An 18,699-nucleotide genomic window follows, 5' to 3' on the forward strand; every position below is an offset into this window, starting at 1 on the left:
TTAATTACCCAATATTTTAAATTTTTTTTGCAAATGCGGTGTCACCACCCAAGGCAAAATAAAGACTGACATAGGACTGCATTAAGCTACTTTGCGTTTCAATCCATTGCTGTTCTGCACTAAGTAAATTGCGCTGTGCATCCAAAACGTCTAAATATCCCACAGCACCGTTGTCATAACGCAGTTGTGCCAGCCGTGCAGTTTCCTGGAAAGCACTGAGTCCTTGTTTCTGAATCCGTAATTGTTGATCTAAATATTTCTGTTGAACCAGTGCATCAGAGACTTCACGGAATGCGTTCTGTACCGTCTTTTCATACTCTGCCACTGCAATCTCTTTACGCACTTCTGCTAAGGTCAAATTATTTTTTAGACGACCCGCAGTAAAAATCGGCACACTGATACTTGGAGCAAACGACCAAACACTGCTGCCAGATTTAAATAAATCGTCTAAATCTGCACTGGCTGTTCCAAAACTGCCCGTCAGTGCGATACGTGGAAAAAATGCTGCGCGTGCCGCATAGATATTGGCATGCTTAGATTTAAGCATTGCTTCCGCAGCATGAATATCAGGACGGTTCAACAATAAGTCTGAAGGCAAACCCGTTTGTAGCATACTTGTTTTAAAAGTCACTTGATCTAAATCTGTTTTAGGCAAAGAAATCGGCTGTCCCACCAATTGCACTAAATAGTTTGCAGTCAGTGCACGGGATTTCTGTATTTCAGCCACTAAAGCTTGACCATTACTGAGCATTGTTTTTGCTTGCATGTATTCCACTTTAGAGCCTGCACCCACCTCAAAACGGCGCTTAAAAATTCGTACTGATTTTTCATAATTCTGTACAGAGCGCTGAGCAAAATGGATGCGTTTATCCAGTTCAGATAACGTTAAATAACTTTGAACAGTTTGCTGCATAATACTATTGCGTGCTGCACGCACATTGCTTTCAACTGCAAGAAATTGCTGCAAAGCCGCTTCATTCAAGCTGCGGATACGACCCCACAAATCCAGCTCCCATTGGTTCATGCCAAGACCCACAGAATACTGACTGGATGTCACTTCTCTACCGACATAAGATAAGTCGGCAGGCACATGACTGCGTTCCATGCTCGCAGTACCACCTATATTCGGAAAAAGTTCAGCACGTTGAATGTTATAAGCCGCTTGTGCTTCATGCATACGTAATGAAGCAATCTTTAAATCCTGATTCGCCACTAGTGCCAGATCGACAATATTAATAAGTTGTTGATCTTTGACATAATCAATCCAAGAAAGTGCTTGGTAAGAGTGCTGAGTTTGAATCGGATAATTATGAGATAAAGAAATTTTAGGCTTTTGATAAGGATCTATTTGTTGACAACCAGTAATACTGAATATAATTAAAAAACTACTATATTTTAATTGGGTAAATTGCATAATATTATTCACCCCAAAAATTAACAGAATGATAAAAATGAGAATTTGAAAACATATTTTTTAAATGAATATAAACTAACTGCTTCAATCTAATTTCAATATTAAAATTAGGATCTACCATCCAGTTATGAACTAAACCCATCAATGATGTTTTAATAAAATCATGTACCATTTCAATATCTACATTTCGTGATAATTCCTCTAGAGCTAATGCTTCTTTAAGCCATTTAATAATGTTTTCCTCACGCATATTATGAGATCTTACCAGATATTCATTTAAAATTTTATTTTGCTCTAAACCATAAAATCTCAACCAAAAATATGCTCTATATTTTTCACGATACAAATAAAAATCATCTGAAATACTTAAAATAAATGAATTAATAGCATCTAAACCATATTTATTATTAGTTGCAATTTTAGATTTCTCATTTAACCAGTTTTCCAAATAATTTAAAACTCGAACAAGTAATTGATCCTTAGAACCATAGCGCCGAGAAACTAAACCGCGACTGTATCCAGCATTCACACCTACTGCCTCTAATGTAACTGCATTAACGCCACCTTCTGATAGAAGCTTAATAGTCTGATTCACCATCTTAAAATCAGATTCAATTGCTCTAACCTGTGTCTTTTTCTTAAAAAAATCATTATTCAAGTTTTCTTTATGTTCTAAAACAGTTGAAATCTCAAGACTCACAACAGCCCCCTTCCAAAGACATATAAAAATATTGCTGTCAACAAATTTTCTGAAAAGAATATAAACTTAAAATAATAAAAGGTCAAAATTTATATTATAATATTTTAAATATCAATAAATAACAATAACTTATATTAAACATACTAATAAAAATAATAATAAAAAATACCGATCTTTTTAGTCGGCTTTGTTTCAATGGCACAAAAAAAAGTTGTTGCAAAACAACTTTAACCATAAAAAAATAACATTGACTGTAACTGAATTTATAATTATTTTATTAAAATTTTTTTAAACGAGACTTAAAATGAATTATCAAGACCTCTCCATTAAATTAATTCAAGAACAATATAAACTCAAGAATTCTAAATCAAAAAGTATATTAGTAATAATTGGCGGAATTGAACTAACGCGAAAAAATCAATCAATCAAAAAGCTAAGTGAATTAATGGATCCTAGATATTTAAAAATTAAGGCTGAAACCCCAAATAGAGTCAAAGAAAATAAATTAATTTGGCAACCATACATAAATGACATTCCAAAAAATGGACAAATCCTGTTTTTTTATGGGAATTGGTATACTGATTTACTAGCGTCAACTATATTAAATGATGAAAAAATACAAAATAATGCATTCAACGAACACTTAAAGCGTATATATGAATTTGAAAGTTACTTAAAAAATAATAATGTAGATATTATTAAAGTTTGGTTTGATGTTTCATGGAGCAAAGTAAAAATTCGCACAAAAAATATTGATATTATTAATAAAATCCAAAGAGTTCCACGTTTTACATGGGATGATTTTCCACAAAAAAAATGGAAAACTAAAACCTTATACAATCAAATTCAAACTTTAAGAAATAGATTCACCCACGATTGGGTAATCATTAATAGTGAAAACAATATAGAAAGAAATACACAATTTTCTCAATTAATACTTAAACATCTAAAACTACCACCTGTACAAATTAAGAGTAAATTAAAATATCAGGCGGCACCTATTCCTTCAAGTTTAACTCAAATAAAAAAAAGTGAAATTAGCCACATAGAGTATAAAAAAACCATTAAACAACTAGAAAGGAAAGTCGCAGATGTTCTACGTTATTCATCACATAACGTTGTATTAGTTTTTGAAGGTATGGATGCCGCAGGTAAAGGCAGTTCAATTAAGCGCATCATTAAATTTCTAGGGCTACACGAATATAATATTCATAGTATTTCAGCACCAGAAAATTTTGAACGATTACGTCCTTATTTGTGGCGTTTTTGGAATAAGCATTCAACGAATGGGGCACTTAATATTTTTGATCGCAGCTGGTATGGACGTGTACTTGTAGAACGTGTAGAAGATTTAATTAACCCAATAGAATGGCAAAATGCTTATGAAGAAATAAATCAGTACGAAAAACAACTGTCTGATACAAATACAATTGTTATAAAATTTTGGCTAGCAATTTCAAAAGATGAACAATTACGTCGTTTTTACAAGCGAAAAAATACACCTCAAAAAAGCTTCAAATTAACAGAAGATGATTGGCGTAATAGAGAAAAGTGGGATGCCTACTTACAAGCAGCATCAGATATGTTCAAATATACGAGCACAGATATTTCTCCTTGGCACATCATTGCCAATGATAGTAAATATGCTGCACGAATTGAAATTTTGCAAACTATCCTTCATAGCGTACAAAATAAAAATTTAGGTCACTTAGAAAACTTATAAGATTATATAAAGATATTTTATAATCAAATCAGGTGCCATTAGCATCTCGAAAGAATGAGTCCAAAAGCATTTGAAACAGGGCAGAATGAGGCTGTCTCATACTGGGATAACTAGAGCTGTCCCCTATGAACTCAAAATAATAGCCCTCTAGGTAAAGAGGTCCATTTTAATTTTGAGGCTGTATTAATTTAATATTCAACTTCTTTCAGTTCTTTAGCTAATAAAAATTTCCAAGCTCCGTTTTCATCAGGCTTGAAACTATACCTCCAATGTGCGAATAAGGCTGAAAACTCAAGTGGGAGATTGATTGCATAGAATATCTGTAACAACTTCTACCTGTTTCAATTGTTTAATTTCCCAAGTAAGAACCTCTATATCTTCAAATATACAGCATGTTATAGGTTGTTATTTAGTTCTTAAAATTATATAAAAATAACAATATATTGTATATTAATTGTAAATATACACAAGATATGGGGTATATCAATCTTGTTTAATATTTCAAAAAATTATAAGAATATTCAATTGATTGTTTTTTACACTTATGGGGACTATGGAAACGGCTTTTGATTTCAATGAAAAATTTGGCACACCTAAAAAATTGTTGTGTAAAAATTTTAATAAAATCCAAATCAGTGTACATCCTTATTTTTCTGGAATTTATCTTTGCTATCAAGAGGCTTTTAAATCCTTAAAAACTGATTTGTCTACATTAAATCCAAGTCTCGAACTTCACGTATGGAAAGATCCTAATTTCTCTGGTTTTACCATTACAAATAATTTTCAGTGGTTTCTATATTGGTCTCAGCATATACCAAAAAATATTAACGTACTTGTTCATTCTTTTCCTCAAGATGAGGACAAAATTGAGCTATTAAAAAAAGTGGCAAGTTCAGAATTCATAAAATTTCTGTCCTTTTATCATGAACTGGACCGACTTAACCCTAAAAAAATGCAATCGCTGATTAATGCCCATATTTCATCTGAAGTTATCCTGGCTTTAAACAAAGAAAATTCTTTCAAACCTCACCGTACTATGAGCTTGGATCTGCTTGCAGAACTGCTGTCATGCACACAAAATCAACTGAATTACCGCAATAAAGTTATAAACCGGAAAAGACAGAATGTGCTTGATCAACTGCAGCAAACCAGTGGAATTGTGCAGCAGCTTCTAAACAATCCCGACTTCGTTCTCACGCCAGATCAGCTATGGAAAGCATAATGTCAGAATCTAACCCAAGCCATCAAAATGCTGCTGATATTACGCGGGTATCATTAAAACAGACACTGGAAAAACTCTTTGGTGACGAGCAGCTCCAACGTACCAAACATATTCAATATGTTGCTGATTTACTGATTTCATATCCAACTGATCAATGTCTGGAAGGGCTGAATCTCGATCTATTAGATTTTGATCTAGAAACCAGTTCTGTTGTTGCTAGACCCGCTGCCTTGGTCTCCTCTCGAAAACATACTGTTCGCGCAACACCAGTCACTTGGTATGTGAACTCAATTGCACAATTAGCAAAGTCAGAAGAAAATGCGTTAATCTGGAATATCCTGGTCTTAAAAGCAGCAGTTTACCTAATTGCGCTTCCAGACATTCAACCTGAACTTTTTAAAGATGATCACACAGAACATTTCAACACTGTAAAACGTTTATTCCAGCGCTTCCGTACCGCCAATCGGGTTCTGAGTTCCGAAAAAGAATATCAAAATACTCCTGAATATATGCTTCTTTGGAAAAAGTATCTTAAAGATCCATCCCTTTCCTTAGTTGAATTTATTCGGTATTTGAATGAGGTTATTGATGAAGAACGTGATAAAGAGTCATCTAATGATTTTATGCAAAACCTGCTCAAAGTGATCCGCATCACCTTTAATTATGTTTTGGAAAATAAAGCAAAAATTGCCAAAGAGAGCATCGAGACTCAACTGCAACATGAATTTTTAGACGAAGATCAGCTGATTGTAGAAAGTTCAGAAATTAAAAAAGGGCAAAAATCTAAAGCTCTCAATATAGAAAAACAACTAGATGACCAAGATACACGTCAAATACTTGTAGACCCAACCATCGTTACCCCTCTGGCTGAATATTCAGAATCCAGCCAGAGCTATGTGCTGCCTCTGGTTGCCAAACATATTCAACGAAAAGAACATTTGCTGCCATACAGCAGCCTCTTTCCTAATATCACAAGTATAAGTGCTCTACTTACTGAACTATATAAAAATTACATTGTTGAAATTGAAGAAGACTCTAAAGACAAGGATAAAGAAACCAAAAAAAAGAAGGCATCCTTGATCCTGATGCTGTCATTTCTGACCGGAAATAAAATCCAGGAGTGGCTACATCTACAAAGTAAACGTGCTAAAAAATTGAATTCTCGCCAACAGATCAAGCAAAGCAATGGGCAATATTTTCTGAGAAGTAAATTTTCAATTTTTGAAAATAAGGATTTTGCTTATCCAGATGGCTTGCTCAACCAAACAGTTCATCTGGACATCCCGATCCCGAATTCATTTATTGCTTCGCTACGAGATGGTAACACCGTTACGGAAGAGGACATTCAGCAACATTTGAAACAGCTGAGAGCCAAACTTTATATTCCAAAATTATCATTAATAAGAATTAGCTCTCTTTTACATCAGACTATTTTGCAACGCACTGGAAATAAACAGCTTGCTGACCTTCTCACCGGTATTGATGCAAATAAGTCTTCTTCTACTTCTTATTGTCATCAAAATATCCTGACTTTACAGACTGAATATGTCTCAATTTTAAAAGAGCTGTGTGAGTCGTTATCCGATGACTACCAGAATATCGAATATGCTGCAGAAAAAAACTTTGGTAGCCGCAAAGCACCTACTTCAAATGTGATTCAAAATATCTTTGCCACACTCAAATTCAGAATAATTTCACAAAAAGAAGACGACTGGATAGCAATTTTCAATCATTACAATCTGTGGATGTGGCATTTCTTGTTGCTCTTTACTGCTGCACGACCCGTCGCTGAATTTCCAGGTTTTTTAAAAAGCTTTAACCTGAAAAGAAAAATATGCATGGTTTCTGATAAAGAGGTGGGTGGGCGTCAAGGCTATGGACGTTTAATTCCACTGGGTCATTTTGTCGCACAAGAACTCCAGAAATTCATAGAATTTTTACATTATTTTAAAACTCAAATTGCTCCTAGTCAGCCAGAAATTCCACAATATATTCAACATATTTTAGAGAGCAAGCTTCCACTTTTGAATATCTTTCAGGATGGTCAATGGCACCCATTAAGGCCATCAATTGTAAAAAACTTTCATCCTGAGTTAGGTTTGGAGCATGAAAACTGGCACCGGCATACTGCCCGTGCGTTTCTCAGCAATAAAATTAACGAAATTGAAATTTTAGCTTTATTCGGTCATGAACCGATGCAGCAAGAAGCTGCTCATCCTTATTCCAGCTTATCTATTTCACAATATTCAAGCATTGCTCATATTCTTGAACAAATGAAAGATCATTTTAATATTACCGGTATTGAACTAGATGTCCTCACTCAATAAACGTACTAAGCAAACTCGAACACTATATGCCGAAGCACGTAGAAAACAAGACCGACTCGATCAGGAAAAACAGCTTCGAGCAGATGTAGAACAGGAGCTAATTCAATACTTCCAAGAACAAGATTTGGAACAAAAAGGGCATCTTGAATCCTTCTATCCAGCAATTTATGAGTTTATTAAACGCAAAGCTCCAAGCTTGGCCTGGAAAAAATATGCGCATGAATTTTTTCGGTCATATATCAAGCAAATCAATTTAAATCGTCGTGAGACTTTGCCCCTACCAAATCTGACATTTGAGATGCAGCGTGATCAGCCGGTTTTTACAATGGACTGGATCGAGAAGGGACATCAGGTTGATGAAGTTCTTGATAAGCTTTGGGACTACTGGATTCTAGCGAAAGATAGCAAGACATTTTCTGATGATGAAATCATTGGAAATATTGTTATTTCTGCCCTGCTTTACTCAGGCTTAAATCAAAAATCCTCTTTAGAAGCTTTGCTTGAACACTTAAAAGATCCGGCAAAAATCAGAAAGATCGAAGATCTGAACATTATATTTTTAGAACCGCTCTCCCCCTCTTATGGAGATCTCTTTATTGATGAAAAAACCATCCGTAAATCGCGTAATTTTATTCCGGATCAAATTACACGCTTATGGTTAATTCATTTTAATAGCAGAAATATTCGTACAGTAAACCAGAATGTAGAAGACTATCTACAGCTTATTTTTAATAAGATTAAGTTACCATTTAATCTCAAAACTTATAAATTGTTACGCGACTACGCCAACTTTAACTGGATGCAACTCCCGAAAGTTGACATTGATCCTGCACTTTCACAATGCCTCATTGAGAATACTGCAACCTGTGGCTTATCAGAAATAGAATTTGAAAGATTTCTTCATCCAAAATTTAAATATCAGCAGGACACTCTTACTGATTCAAATGTAGAAAAATCACCATCTACTGTGAGGGAATCCTACTCTAATGATGACATTCAGCAAGCCTTGGATGATGTTATAAAGATTCACAAAGACCTTTTACAACTGATTCGTACATCACAAACTGATCAAAGTATCGATGCATTAATCATTAAATATTGCATTGAAAATACTAATAAATTTAATGAGTATAGTAAACGTGTCGCCTTATGGCTCATCAGCCTTTATAAACCAGAATTAGAACAGATTCAGCCACTGGCTGAACGTTTTAATTTTTGCGTAAACCAATTTCAAAAATCGTTTCAGCAGAATAAGCGTTTAAAAGACGGTTCGATTTACACTTATTATTCGCGTATTGCCGAGCCTTGGCTAACCCATTCTTTACAATATCTAGATAGCGAAGATGATCTGAATACGATACTGGCTAATATCTATCAGCAAATCATTACGAATACCCGACTTGCAGATGAGGCAGGCGAGCTTAACTTTAAAAAATCCAGTGGTCAGACCGTCAGAATGTTGAAACGCTTCCATAGCTTTCAACAAACAGTTTTTGACGCTGAGTCTCTCGAATTAGAGTCAATTGCCATACAAAACAGACCGAGAGCACGTATCATTGGTCCCATGACTTATCAAGCTTTCATGAACAAGTTAGATACCTTATTTTCAGGGGCTAATAGTCAAGAAAATACGTATAAGACATTAAAAATCATCTATATTTTAGCTTACCGTACCGGTATGCGTATTAATGAAATTCTCGGCTTACGTGTGCGGGATATCGAGGGCTTGAGCTGTTTATCCGTTTGGATTCAGCCCTACGGCTCAAAAAAGAAAGGAAACTTACATCAACTTAAAACAGATAGTGCTGAACGCAAAGTCCCTGTATATTGCTTATTAAAAACCGATGAATATCAAATATTTCATAATCATGTAGTCGAGCAACGATTACTCAATCAGGAAAACTTATACCTATTCAGCAACTGGAATGAAAATAGCAAGCTGAACAAACATACGGTGACAACACCTTTCAGAATGATTATGAACGAGCTTTTTAAAACTCATGACTATTCTTTTCACTCATTTCGACACACGGCTGCCAATCACTTATCCATTCTGCTCAACTGCGATTATGCTCCACTGGTCAAGAATCTTACGGATTATACTGCAGAAGAATATCAGTCCATTCGGACAGAGTTACTCCGTAATACGCATGGTCAAAATCATTGGTTTATGATTGCCCATTTACTGGGTCACATTGACCCTACGGAAACCTTTAAAAGCTATATTCATCTGAGCTACCTGATCGCTGGACATAAAATACTGCAATATCACCCAGACATAGATACTCAATTAGCAAAGAAAATGATGGGCTACCTGCCTTCTTTCAAATTTTTAAACACAGTAAAAGATTCTGCTCCATTCAATTTCGAAAAACATGCTGTCCATTTAAGTCAGCAGTTACTCAACGATCAAACTGACTGGTTAAAAAGTAACGTAGAAGATATTCTAGATGAGGTTTCATTTAACGCTCAGCCTCATGATTTTTTTAAATATTTTGCAGGAACAAAGGAATCCAAAATTTCATTTGCATGGTTTTTTAAATGCTTAAATTTACTGGAAATTCATCATGATCCAGATCTAGTCTCAAAGGAAATGTGTTTACCTGTAGAACTGGTTAACTACTGGTATGAAAATGCAAAACAACTAGGCCAGCTCAAGTCTCAAAAAAATAACCCAAGATTATTTGATCTCAACAACACAAATCATCTGGATAAACCTTTGAAACCCGCCATGATAGATACCGTTGAAGAGCGCACAGCAAGGAACTATTTTTTTGAAAATATTCAAAATATATTTGAAAAAAAGCCAGATCAAATAAAAGCGGTGCTTGAGACATTTTTAAGTCGTGTTACAGTTTCTCATACCGGCATTCATTATCGATGGAATAAAATCGATCAATTGGAATCATTTTATTCCAAGGTAAAAGACCTGTTTCCCCATCAATTTTGGCATTTGCTTGGACAAGACTTGGTACAATTGTTAGATAAAAAGAAACAACCTTTATTACTGAAGCTGACTAAATCGAGCACAACAGAGCATCCTACGACTCAAGAAGATTATGTTCGTCTCCAGCTTTACTCAACAAAAGATGCCAAAGCACTGGCAGCGTTTAAATTCTGTTTACATTTAGCCTGTATCGGTAGACCTCGATCTCTTGAACTCCAAGTTGCAGGACTAGAAATCACTACATGCTGTTAAATAATTTAACCGTTGTTTCCTTATCTAAAGTCAAATTTAATATATCTTTAGTAAAAATTGGATGTCTGATCAACGATAATTAAATAGTATAAACTCTATGAATTAGCAGCGTCTGAAACAGGGATCAGTCATGCGTACAACATCAGAAAAAACTGCAAAACAGAAAATGATATTAGCTAAGGCAGTTTTAGCTGCTGCTGAGCGCCTTGGTCTTACACAAGATCAACTAGCCTTAATACTGAATATAGATTCAGTGAAAAAATTAACCTCTCTTGAATTAGATCCCACTTCAAAACAGGGAGAAATCGCCCTCACTTTAATCCGTATTACCACATCACTAGATGCTCTTACAGGTGGGGATACAGCCTGGATGCAGCATTTTATGAAATCACCCAATAAATTGATGAGTGGTATTCCAATAGAACAGATTCAGAACCCTCAAGGATTGGCCTCTGTTTTACAATTGGTGGAAGGTCTTCGGGCTAAACTTTAAGATAAGCAAAGTATTATAGAAAAATTTGAAAGTGATAGTCCTCTCCAATAATTCAAATGCGAGGTATAAGAATCCCCCTTCTTCTCAAGATGTATATGTCTGGCCTAATTCCGTCAATTAATTGCGAACTGCTGCTATATATTGGATTTTATTAACCTGATGCGAGGTAAATCCCCCTTATAAATTCAATAACTATTCAACAATCATTATAGAAGTTTGCTATATAGCAAACATTCACCATAATTAGTTAAAAGTTTGCTATATGGCTAACAAGTTTCGGGAGCGAAAAATTGATATGGCTACAAGAGGCGAAATAGGTAAAGAAATACGTTTGGCAAGAAAAGGATTAGGCTATACACAGAAAAGTCTTTCAGAAAAGACTAAAGTCAATAAAACAACAATTTCAGAGATAGAGAATGGCCGTTTTACAGGTTCATTTGACATATTTGAACGTGTGCTTGATGGCGTGGGTTTACAATTCGAAGTGAATAAAAAAAAGTTTAAATTGCCACAGTGGGATGAAATTGAAGAAATATTTTCAGAATATGATGAATGAAATTATTTACAGGCTCTTATCATTTGGTATTTACATCCAACAATGCAAAATCAACAACAACTTGAACACCCATTTCTCATACAAGTAGGGCTATTTTACAGATCGAAATGATAAATTCATAAATTGCTTTTCAAAAAAAAGAAACTAATATGTTTCTTATAGGACCTAAAAGCAATAAATGTATCTACAATGAATAAGTCTTTACTTCAGCAAATCAAAAAAAGACGAACCCAATTGGGCTTAAAGCAAGTTGATATGCAATCCCGTACAGGCATTTCAAGACAGCAGTACCAAAAACTGGAAAGTCAGGGCAACCCTCGATTAGAGACCTTAGAAATTATAGCGGCAGGATTAAATGCTCAACTGATGCTCATCCCTGATGATAAGGTTCATTTGATCAGACAATTATTGAATGATGAAATTAAAGTCACTATTGAAGATCAGGATGACTTAATGACTAACCCATGGAAGGGTCTTCTCGGAGGAGAGGAACCATGAATACTGTTGCCGTCCTGAAATTAACATTACATCACGGTATCGTTGGATACTTGGCAGGATTTCAGAGCGGAAAAAATATTCTGGTTTTTACAGATTCTTTCCGCTTTGATCAGCAACGTCCGACCTTGAGCCTGCTGACTTCCCCCTTGTATCCTCAAGCGGATAAAATTTTAGAAAAGACCTATGTTACACATCAGCGCTTACACCCCTTGCTATCAAACTTGCTACCAGAAGGTGCATTACGTGAACTGATTGCACAAAGCCTCAAAGTACATATAGACAATGAATTTCAGTTATTGGCAGCTTTAGGTCATGATTTACCTGGAGCACTCATTGCGACTCCATTAGATCCAGAAGAAATTCCAGATGAAATAAAATTCAAACTGCAGATCTCGAATCCAGATCAAATTTTAAAGCAAGAGATTCGAACAGATAATAAGTTTTCCTTGGCCGGCGTCCAAATGAAGTTTTCCATGAAAGCCAAAGATGGGCGTTTTACACTAGCACAGGCAACGGAAACGACTCTACTCGGGGACTGGATTATCAAAACTCCTTCTTCCAGACATGCTTTTGTTCCGCTAAATGAATATTCTATGATGACCCTTGCCAAAACGGTCGGAATAGATGTCCCTGAGATTCGCTTGGTGGATATGGCCCTTTTACAAGACCTTCCACCATTAAATTTACCCCAAGAGCAATATGCTTTCGCAATCAAAAGATTTGATAGACAGAGTACTGCTGATACTACAGAGCTTATTCACATCGAAGATTTTGCTCAGATCTTCGGCGCATATCCACATCAGAAATACAGCACCACAAATTATGAGCAGATAGGAAAGATCATTTATCAATTATCAGATAACAAAATTATTGATATTCAGCAATTTGCCAGCCGTTTACTCATAAATATTTTACTCGCCAATGGAGATGCACACTTAAAGAACTGGAGTATGATTTATTACGATAAAAGTGCACCAAGATTATCACCCGCATACGATATATTAATGACCAGTGTATATATTGAAAATGAGCATCATTTCGCATTAAATCTTGCCAAAAATAAAGATTGGTATTTAGCTGAGATGAAGCATTTTAAGCAATGGGCAGAAAAAGTCGGCGTTCCATGGCGTATCATCGAGAAGCAACTTCACGATATTATGGATAATGCTCGATCATTATGGCCAGCGCTATTACTAGACTTACCTATGATTTCCGCTCATAAAGAAAAATTAAGAGAACATTGGAAAAAATTGCATCCAGACTTTCAGATACTTACAGGTGATTAGGGCAACCAGTAACCAAACTAAAATTTCTCAAACAAGTTCATCACATCATTTTCCGTCAGTTTCGCTTCTCCCTCATGATCGGTGCTTAAAATTGACTGTGCCAGTTCGGCTTTATTTTGCTGCAAGGCAATAATTTTCTCTTCTATGCTTTGGTTGGTAATCAGCTTATACACAAATACCGGTTTGTCCTGTCCAATCCGCCATGCACGATCTGAAGCTTGATCCTCAGCAGCAGGGTTCCACCATGGATCATAGTGAATGACTGTATCTGCGGCTGTTAAATTCAGACCGACCCCTCCTGCTTTCAGACTGATTAAAAATACAGGCACTTGTCCAGACTGAAATGCAGTAATAACTTCATCTCGCTTTTTGGTCTGCCCAGTCAGTTTCACATAGCCAATTTCTGCGTGATGAAGTTGCTGCTCAATCAGTTCCAACATTGAGGTAAACTGAGAGAAGATAAGAATTTTTCGCCCCTCTTCCACCATTGGAACGACCATATCGATCAACTGTTCAAGTTTGGCAGAGTGTGCCTGCCCGGTTTTCACTGAATCCAGTTTCAGTAAGCTAGGATGGCAGCACACCTGACGTAGCTTCAGTAAGGCATCTAAAATTTGAATTTGACTACGTTTAAAGCCTTTTTCTGCCACAATTTTCTGAATGCTTGCCTGCATCGTGGCGCGAACAGCCTCATATAACTTGGATTGCTGTTCATTCATGTCAATATTGACTTCAATCGTGGTTTTTTCTGGCAATTCTTTGGCGACGTCAGTTTTCAAGCGACGTAAAATAAAGGGTTTAATGCGGTTTACCAACTTTTGCCTTAACTGCTGATCACCGCGTTTTTCAATCGGATAGCGGTATTTTTTATTAAAGATTTCTTGTGAATATAAAAATCCTGGCATCAGAAAATAAAATAGTGCCCACAGCTCACCCAAATGATTTTCCATAGGTGTACCGGTTAGACATAGACGATGTCGTGCTTTTAATTGTCGTACCACCTGTGCAGCTTTGGCACGCGGATTTTTGATATTCTGTGCTTCATCCAAAATGAGTTGATGATATTCATATTGTTTCAGTTGTTCTTCATCTCTCGCCAAGAGCGGATAGGTGGTTAACACAATGTCATAGTGCGGAATCTGCTCAAAATACTGATGGCGGTCGGGGCCCTGTAGCAGCAGTACCTTGAGCTCAGGGGTAAATTTCTGCGCTTCTTTGAACCAGTTATACATCAGCGATGTTGGCGCAACAATTAGTGCAGGTCTGTCCTGCAAATGTCCAGCCTGCTTTTCCATGAGTAAATGCGCTAAAGTTTGTGCTGTTTTGCCCAATCCCATATCATCCGCCAGAATCCCGCCATGCTGGGTTTCCCTTAAAAACTGTAACCAGCCTAAGCCCTGCTGCTGGTATGGACGCAATTCCCCCTGAAAACCTTGTGGTGTCGGCAGTTGTTGCTGATAGCCTTGTTTGAATTTCTGTACAAATTGCTGCAGCTGGTCACTGACCTGCCATGTCATCCCAAGATTATGCTGTAATTCTAATAGTTGACTCGCATCATAGCGATCGATACTGCGCTCTTCTTGCTGTAAAATGCTCTGCAGATGCAACAATACCGGCTTAATGTCCCTGGCGGATAGAGCCAAATCAGGTTGATCCACTGCAGTTTTCAGGGTGAAAATTTGACTGTCATGCAGATGAATAAAAGTCCGCGGATCAAGTAAATCAGGATTTTCTCGCACCAAAGCTACGAGCGCATCAAGCAAATTATAACAATTGCCTGCACTATCCTGAACCGTCGCCCCGATATTGAACCAGTCCTGCTGGCTTTCAGATTCAGTGATGGAAATATTTAAATTTTCTACATATTGCAGGTTAAAGGGGCTGTTTTCCAGATGCTCTATCTGCCAGCCCATCAACTCAATTTGATTGATGGGCATGAGTTGCCTGATCCAGTCTCCATAGAAAGCAAAAACCATAGAATCGAGACGTTGTTTATCAAGTTTTAATTGCTGTTCATTGCTCAGATCTTTCACCCACTCCAGTGATTCGACCAATAGCTGTAAACGCTGGATTGCCTGTTGTTCCTGAACTAAGTCCCGAAGCTGTCGCACCATTTTGCCATGCTGCTCACCAATAAAACTGTCACCTGATGTACCTGCTTTTATTCGCCCGCCTGCATAGGAGAATTCAATTTCAGCACAAACAGACTCCTCCCATTTCCAATCAAATTTATCTAAAACACCGAAGCGTAAAATTGGCTGGGGATTACCCTGTAAGACTTCAATCTCTTGAAGAAACCCAGGTTTCGGCAAGTTATGTATCGTTGTAGATTGATGGGTAAGCTGCTCGAACTCAGTCAAAACCGTCGCAGGCATCTCTGGCATCCGCCAAAGGTAGTACAGTAAATCCGATGTATATTCACTATAGAGTTGCCCTACCGTATTCTTGTGAATATCGATATAACAAAGTGGCTGACTTACAAGAATTTGAAGATGTGGATTCGATTTTAAATTGAGTCGAACATTTCCATTGACCAACTCAAAATCTAAGTGCTCAGTCTGTTTTTCAATGCTCTTTTGCCAAGAAAATTCAAGCTGATAGCTTTGTTCTGACCATGTAAGTGGAGCATCACTTTTTTGTTTCCAATAGACATCGCCACTCTGAATGAAAGATTTAAAATGCTCTAAAACAATGCCTGATATATCAAGACTATTTCCATAAGAAAACTCATTCTGATTGAGCTTGGCATAATAATAAATTTGATTAAATAATTGTCGCTTCCCATCAGGCAAAGACAGACGTTTTTTTAGAATATTGCCATATTCAGTATAAGAACTGACACCTGTGATCGTCCCACTTTTATTACGTCTACCTTTGCGAACCTCAAGTTTTAACCCGAATAGACCTAAAGGCTGATCTAAATAATAAAGTAAATAATTACTCGTTGTCTTTTGCTGCTCTAACTGGGTATGTTGTAAATACTGCTTAAACTCACTTAACCAGCGTTGTGCTTGATTAATTGCAACCCGATCTTTTTGAGTGTGAGATGATGACTGAGAGTCAACATAGCTCTTCAGATATCCTTCTCGATATTCTTGATAAAATAATTTGGCTAAAGCAGCAGCATGTTTACAGTTATATCCAACCGGACAAGTGCAGTCGTCATCAATTAAACGGTCTTTTTTAAGATTATAGGTAATTGCAGTATCGTAATAATCTGTCCCTTCAATTTGGGCATACATCGTGACATCGTCATTTTCCTCAAAGAACTCAATCGTTTTCCTATCAATGTGTTTAGCATAGCTCTGGCTGCGCTGAAGAGTTGCAGTACTAAAGCGAGATAGAAAATTGATCAATGAGGACATAATTACCAGACACTAAAAATGTTTATACAATTATAACGGACAAAGCTGTCATTTCAGAACAGTAGCCGAACTGCTCAACCCGAGCACAGATTCGACTCACTCAATAGGAATATTGTGAGTAAAGACAATCAAATCCGAGAAGTTAAACAGATCATTGAGGTCGAAAATATCCTGATAGAAGTGATCATTTCTTCACGACCGTTAATTTTAAACCAAATGGGGTTAAAAATTTTAGCATTGTTTCTAGAGTTGGATTTGCATCTGATCGCTCTAGTTTCTGTAAAGTTTGAAGCGAAATTTTAGTGATCTTGGACATTTCATGTAATGTCAGATGCAGCTCTGTTCTAATGAATTTTGCAATGACATGTATCGGCCAATCGGGATTCAGTTGAATCTGTTCTAAGACATATTGTCTTTTTTTAATTTGCTCTATTTGAGAGAGTGGAATAAAACGTTTATCCATAACAAATCTCCTTTAATTGTGCGCAAATACCTTCAATGCGATATGCACAATTTTCTAGAATTTCATCATCTATCCCGATAGATTTCATCTTGGTTATGTTCAATTGCGTAATCCATTGAATAATATGTTCCGCAGCTAGCTTTCCAACCTTTAGCTTTTTCACCTATTACTTCAATAGTGGCACAATCGATCGATTGATTATTCAGAAATATTTGGAAAGATCAAAAATCATTCATAATTCTATTTAAATAGTAAAGTACAGGCAGTTTTGCCTATTATATACTTATTATAGTAGTAAAGTATTATTTTTATCCAAGTGAGTTTTCAAAATTATGCTTCATCCATAATCCATTCTTTAAAAAGAGCATCCTCGATTTCATAAGTACCATTTTCTGGTTTAAAAATAATTTGTTTTTTTGATAAAGAACGTAGGGCCGATTGAATACTTGATACCGCAATGTTATCTACACCAATGGAATCAGCCAGATGTTGTCTAAATTGACTACTATAAAGTTCAACTTGCGATTCCGCTATGGCTTTTAAAATTAGCTGTTCTAATAACTTAAACTCTCCCCATAATCCCGAAAAGTCACGATGCCCCATTGTATCGGCTATAAGCTGTTCCTTGGCAAAATCTATAGCCAGCATCGGGTTTAAGGCTAAACGCTCCACTAATGATCTTGCTAGTTGAGGACTTTGCTTCATATCTAAAAAAGCATGCCATAAAATTTCTTTATTCAAACTACGTCCTGTTGTTTGATTAAATACATCTGCCAGATGATCTGTAAATGCTTTTGTTAGATTTGGAAAAGGTAAATTCTGTCCATAATGAAAAAATGGAGCACTACTTACAGAAAAAATTTGTCTCAGGCCTTCTCGACTTGAACCAGTAAAAATCACCTTTATTGTTTCTTTATGCATATCTAAAGCGGTACGTAAACTGGCAATCGTGGTTTTATATTTTGAACTAGCTAAAGCCTGAATCTCATCAAGTAACAGTAAAATAGGTTTCCCCTGCTGAGCCAGTTTAGTAATGCTAGACAAAATACTGGAATTCACTTGTCCTTGTAGAAGTGTCACTTCAGCTTTTACCCCTGCCACCTCTGTACTTAAAGAACCAATATTTTTAATCCAATGTGTGGCTTTCCCCATTAAGCCATTTTGTTTTGAAAACTCATCAAGAGCTTTTACAAACTGCCCTTCACTATGCAGGCCTGCATCTAAAAAACTGAAATAAAAAACGCGCCATCCAAGCTGTTCTGCTAGTGGCGTAATATCTTTTCGTAAAAATTCAGTTTTTCCCATCCGGCGTGGGGCAAAAAAAGTCAGAGAACTAGCTAGTCCAGTCTCAAACATGCCTAAAATTTGTTTCGCCAGTTCGGTACGTGGAAAGTGCCAAGGGTCATTGGAGATGGTCATCATTTTAATTACTCGGCAATGATTTATTTATTAC

Annotated in this window: 13 protein-coding genes; 8 read left to right on the top strand and 5 right to left on the bottom strand. The window is 36.4% G+C overall.

The features are described from left to right. Positions 1-16 precede the first annotated feature (16 nt). Together ACZ8ZH_RS17105 and ACZ8ZH_RS17110 are read right to left on the bottom strand one after the other, a co-directional pair. The gene (locus ACZ8ZH_RS17105; RefSeq protein ID WP_016165640.1) at positions 17-1,414 is read right to left on the bottom strand and encodes an efflux transporter outer membrane subunit; all 1,398 of its coding nucleotides are present in this window, start codon (positions 1,412-1,414) and stop codon (positions 17-19) included. Between the two features lie 4 nt (positions 1,415-1,418). Then, positions 1,419-2,114 (bottom strand): TetR/AcrR family transcriptional regulator, encoded by a 696-nt coding sequence (locus ACZ8ZH_RS17110; protein ID WP_016165641.1) that lies wholly within the window; start codon positions 2,112-2,114, stop codon positions 1,419-1,421. A 304-nt stretch (positions 2,115-2,418) separates the two neighbouring features. On the opposite strand from ACZ8ZH_RS17110, the gene ACZ8ZH_RS17115 reads away from it, so the two are divergent. The 8 genes from ACZ8ZH_RS17115 to ACZ8ZH_RS17150 all read left to right on the top strand — a co-directional run bounded on the left by ACZ8ZH_RS17115 (position 2,419) and on the right by ACZ8ZH_RS17150 (position 13,418). Beyond that, positions 2,419-3,837, top strand: coding sequence for a hypothetical protein (locus tag ACZ8ZH_RS17115; protein WP_016165642.1), 1,419 nt, complete (start codon positions 2,419-2,421; stop codon positions 3,835-3,837). Positions 3,838-4,390: 553 nt separating this feature from the next. Next, entirely contained in the window at positions 4,391-5,059 is a 669-nt protein-coding gene (locus tag ACZ8ZH_RS17120; protein ID WP_010588950.1) for a hypothetical protein, read from the top strand. Further along, positions 5,059-7,386, top strand: coding sequence for a hypothetical protein (locus ACZ8ZH_RS17125; protein ID WP_004907117.1), 2,328 nt, complete (start codon positions 5,059-5,061; stop codon positions 7,384-7,386). The genes ACZ8ZH_RS17120 and ACZ8ZH_RS17125 overlap by 1 nt, the downstream gene beginning before the upstream one ends. After that, positions 7,370-10,585 carry a tyrosine-type recombinase/integrase gene (locus tag ACZ8ZH_RS17130; RefSeq protein WP_004907120.1) on the top strand — a complete coding sequence of 1,072 codons (3,216 nt, stop codon included), beginning with the start codon at positions 7,370-7,372 and terminating at the stop codon, positions 10,583-10,585. Before ACZ8ZH_RS17125 ends, ACZ8ZH_RS17130 begins: the two co-directional genes overlap by 17 nt. A 130-nt stretch (positions 10,586-10,715) precedes the next feature. Next, positions 10,716-11,078: an MbcA/ParS/Xre antitoxin family protein gene (locus ACZ8ZH_RS17135; RefSeq protein ID WP_004907123.1), complete on the top strand. Its 363-nt coding sequence runs from the start codon at positions 10,716-10,718 to the stop codon at positions 11,076-11,078. A 295-nt stretch (positions 11,079-11,373) separates the two neighbouring features. Then, positions 11,374-11,634, top strand: a complete 261-nt coding sequence (locus ACZ8ZH_RS17140) for a helix-turn-helix domain-containing protein (protein ID WP_004907126.1) — start codon at positions 11,374-11,376, stop codon at positions 11,632-11,634. A 189-nt stretch (positions 11,635-11,823) separates the two neighbouring features. Beyond that, positions 11,824-12,132 carry a helix-turn-helix transcriptional regulator gene (locus ACZ8ZH_RS17145; RefSeq protein WP_004282130.1) on the top strand — a complete coding sequence of 103 codons (309 nt, stop codon included), beginning with the start codon at positions 11,824-11,826 and terminating at the stop codon, positions 12,130-12,132. Continuing rightward, the gene (locus ACZ8ZH_RS17150) at positions 12,129-13,418 is read left to right on the top strand and encodes a type II toxin-antitoxin system HipA family toxin (RefSeq protein WP_004907127.1); all 1,290 of its coding nucleotides are present in this window, start codon (positions 12,129-12,131) and stop codon (positions 13,416-13,418) included. Before ACZ8ZH_RS17145 ends, ACZ8ZH_RS17150 begins: the two co-directional genes overlap by 4 nt. 17 nt (positions 13,419-13,435) lie before the next feature. Here the strand turns inward: ACZ8ZH_RS17150 and ACZ8ZH_RS17155 are convergent, their stop codons facing one another. From ACZ8ZH_RS17155 to ACZ8ZH_RS17165, 3 genes are all read right to left on the bottom strand, one after another. Continuing rightward, entirely contained in the window at positions 13,436-16,783 is a 3,348-nt protein-coding gene (locus tag ACZ8ZH_RS17155) for a DEAD/DEAH box helicase (protein ID WP_005001572.1), read from the bottom strand. A 184-nt stretch (positions 16,784-16,967) separates the two neighbouring features. Beyond that, complete coding sequence (locus tag ACZ8ZH_RS17160) at positions 16,968-17,246, bottom strand: helix-turn-helix domain-containing protein (protein ID WP_005001571.1); 279 nt, start codon at positions 17,244-17,246, stop codon at positions 16,968-16,970. Between the two features lie 330 nt (positions 17,247-17,576). Beyond that, positions 17,577-18,668: an ATP-binding protein gene (locus tag ACZ8ZH_RS17165; protein WP_005001570.1), complete on the bottom strand. Its 1,092-nt coding sequence runs from the start codon at positions 18,666-18,668 to the stop codon at positions 17,577-17,579. Positions 18,669-18,699: the final 31 nt, after the last annotated feature.

It is taken from the genome of Acinetobacter sp. SW-226, assembly GCF_055632855.1.

Bases quoted from the DNA above. Each gene is read 5' to 3' on its own strand.
- ACZ8ZH_RS17140 (WP_004907126.1), top strand. From the start codon at position 11,374: ATGGCTACAAGAGGCGAAATAGGTAAAGAAATACGTTTGGCAAGAAAA.
- ACZ8ZH_RS17145 (WP_004282130.1), top strand. From the start codon at position 11,824: ATGAATAAGTCTTTACTTCAGCAAATCAAAAAAAGACGAACCCAATTG.
- ACZ8ZH_RS17120 (WP_010588950.1), top strand. From the start codon at position 4,391: ATGGAAACGGCTTTTGATTTCAATGAAAAATTTGGCACACCTAAAAAA.
- ACZ8ZH_RS17115 (WP_016165642.1), top strand. From the start codon at position 2,419: ATGAATTATCAAGACCTCTCCATTAAATTAATTCAAGAACAATATAAA.
- ACZ8ZH_RS17130 (WP_004907120.1), top strand. From the start codon at position 7,370: ATGTCCTCACTCAATAAACGTACTAAGCAAACTCGAACACTATATGCC.
- ACZ8ZH_RS17150 (WP_004907127.1), top strand. From the start codon at position 12,129: ATGAATACTGTTGCCGTCCTGAAATTAACATTACATCACGGTATCGTT.
- ACZ8ZH_RS17105 (WP_016165640.1), bottom strand. From the start codon at position 1,414: ATGCAATTTACCCAATTAAAATATAGTAGTTTTTTAATTATATTCAGT.
- ACZ8ZH_RS17155 (WP_005001572.1), bottom strand. From the start codon at position 16,783: ATGTCCTCATTGATCAATTTTCTATCTCGCTTTAGTACTGCAACTCTT.
- ACZ8ZH_RS17135 (WP_004907123.1), top strand. From the start codon at position 10,716: ATGCGTACAACATCAGAAAAAACTGCAAAACAGAAAATGATATTAGCT.
- ACZ8ZH_RS17165 (WP_005001570.1), bottom strand. From the start codon at position 18,668: ATGATGACCATCTCCAATGACCCTTGGCACTTTCCACGTACCGAACTG.
- ACZ8ZH_RS17125 (WP_004907117.1), top strand. From the start codon at position 5,059: ATGTCAGAATCTAACCCAAGCCATCAAAATGCTGCTGATATTACGCGG.
- ACZ8ZH_RS17160 (WP_005001571.1), bottom strand. From the start codon at position 17,246: ATGGATAAACGTTTTATTCCACTCTCTCAAATAGAGCAAATTAAAAAA.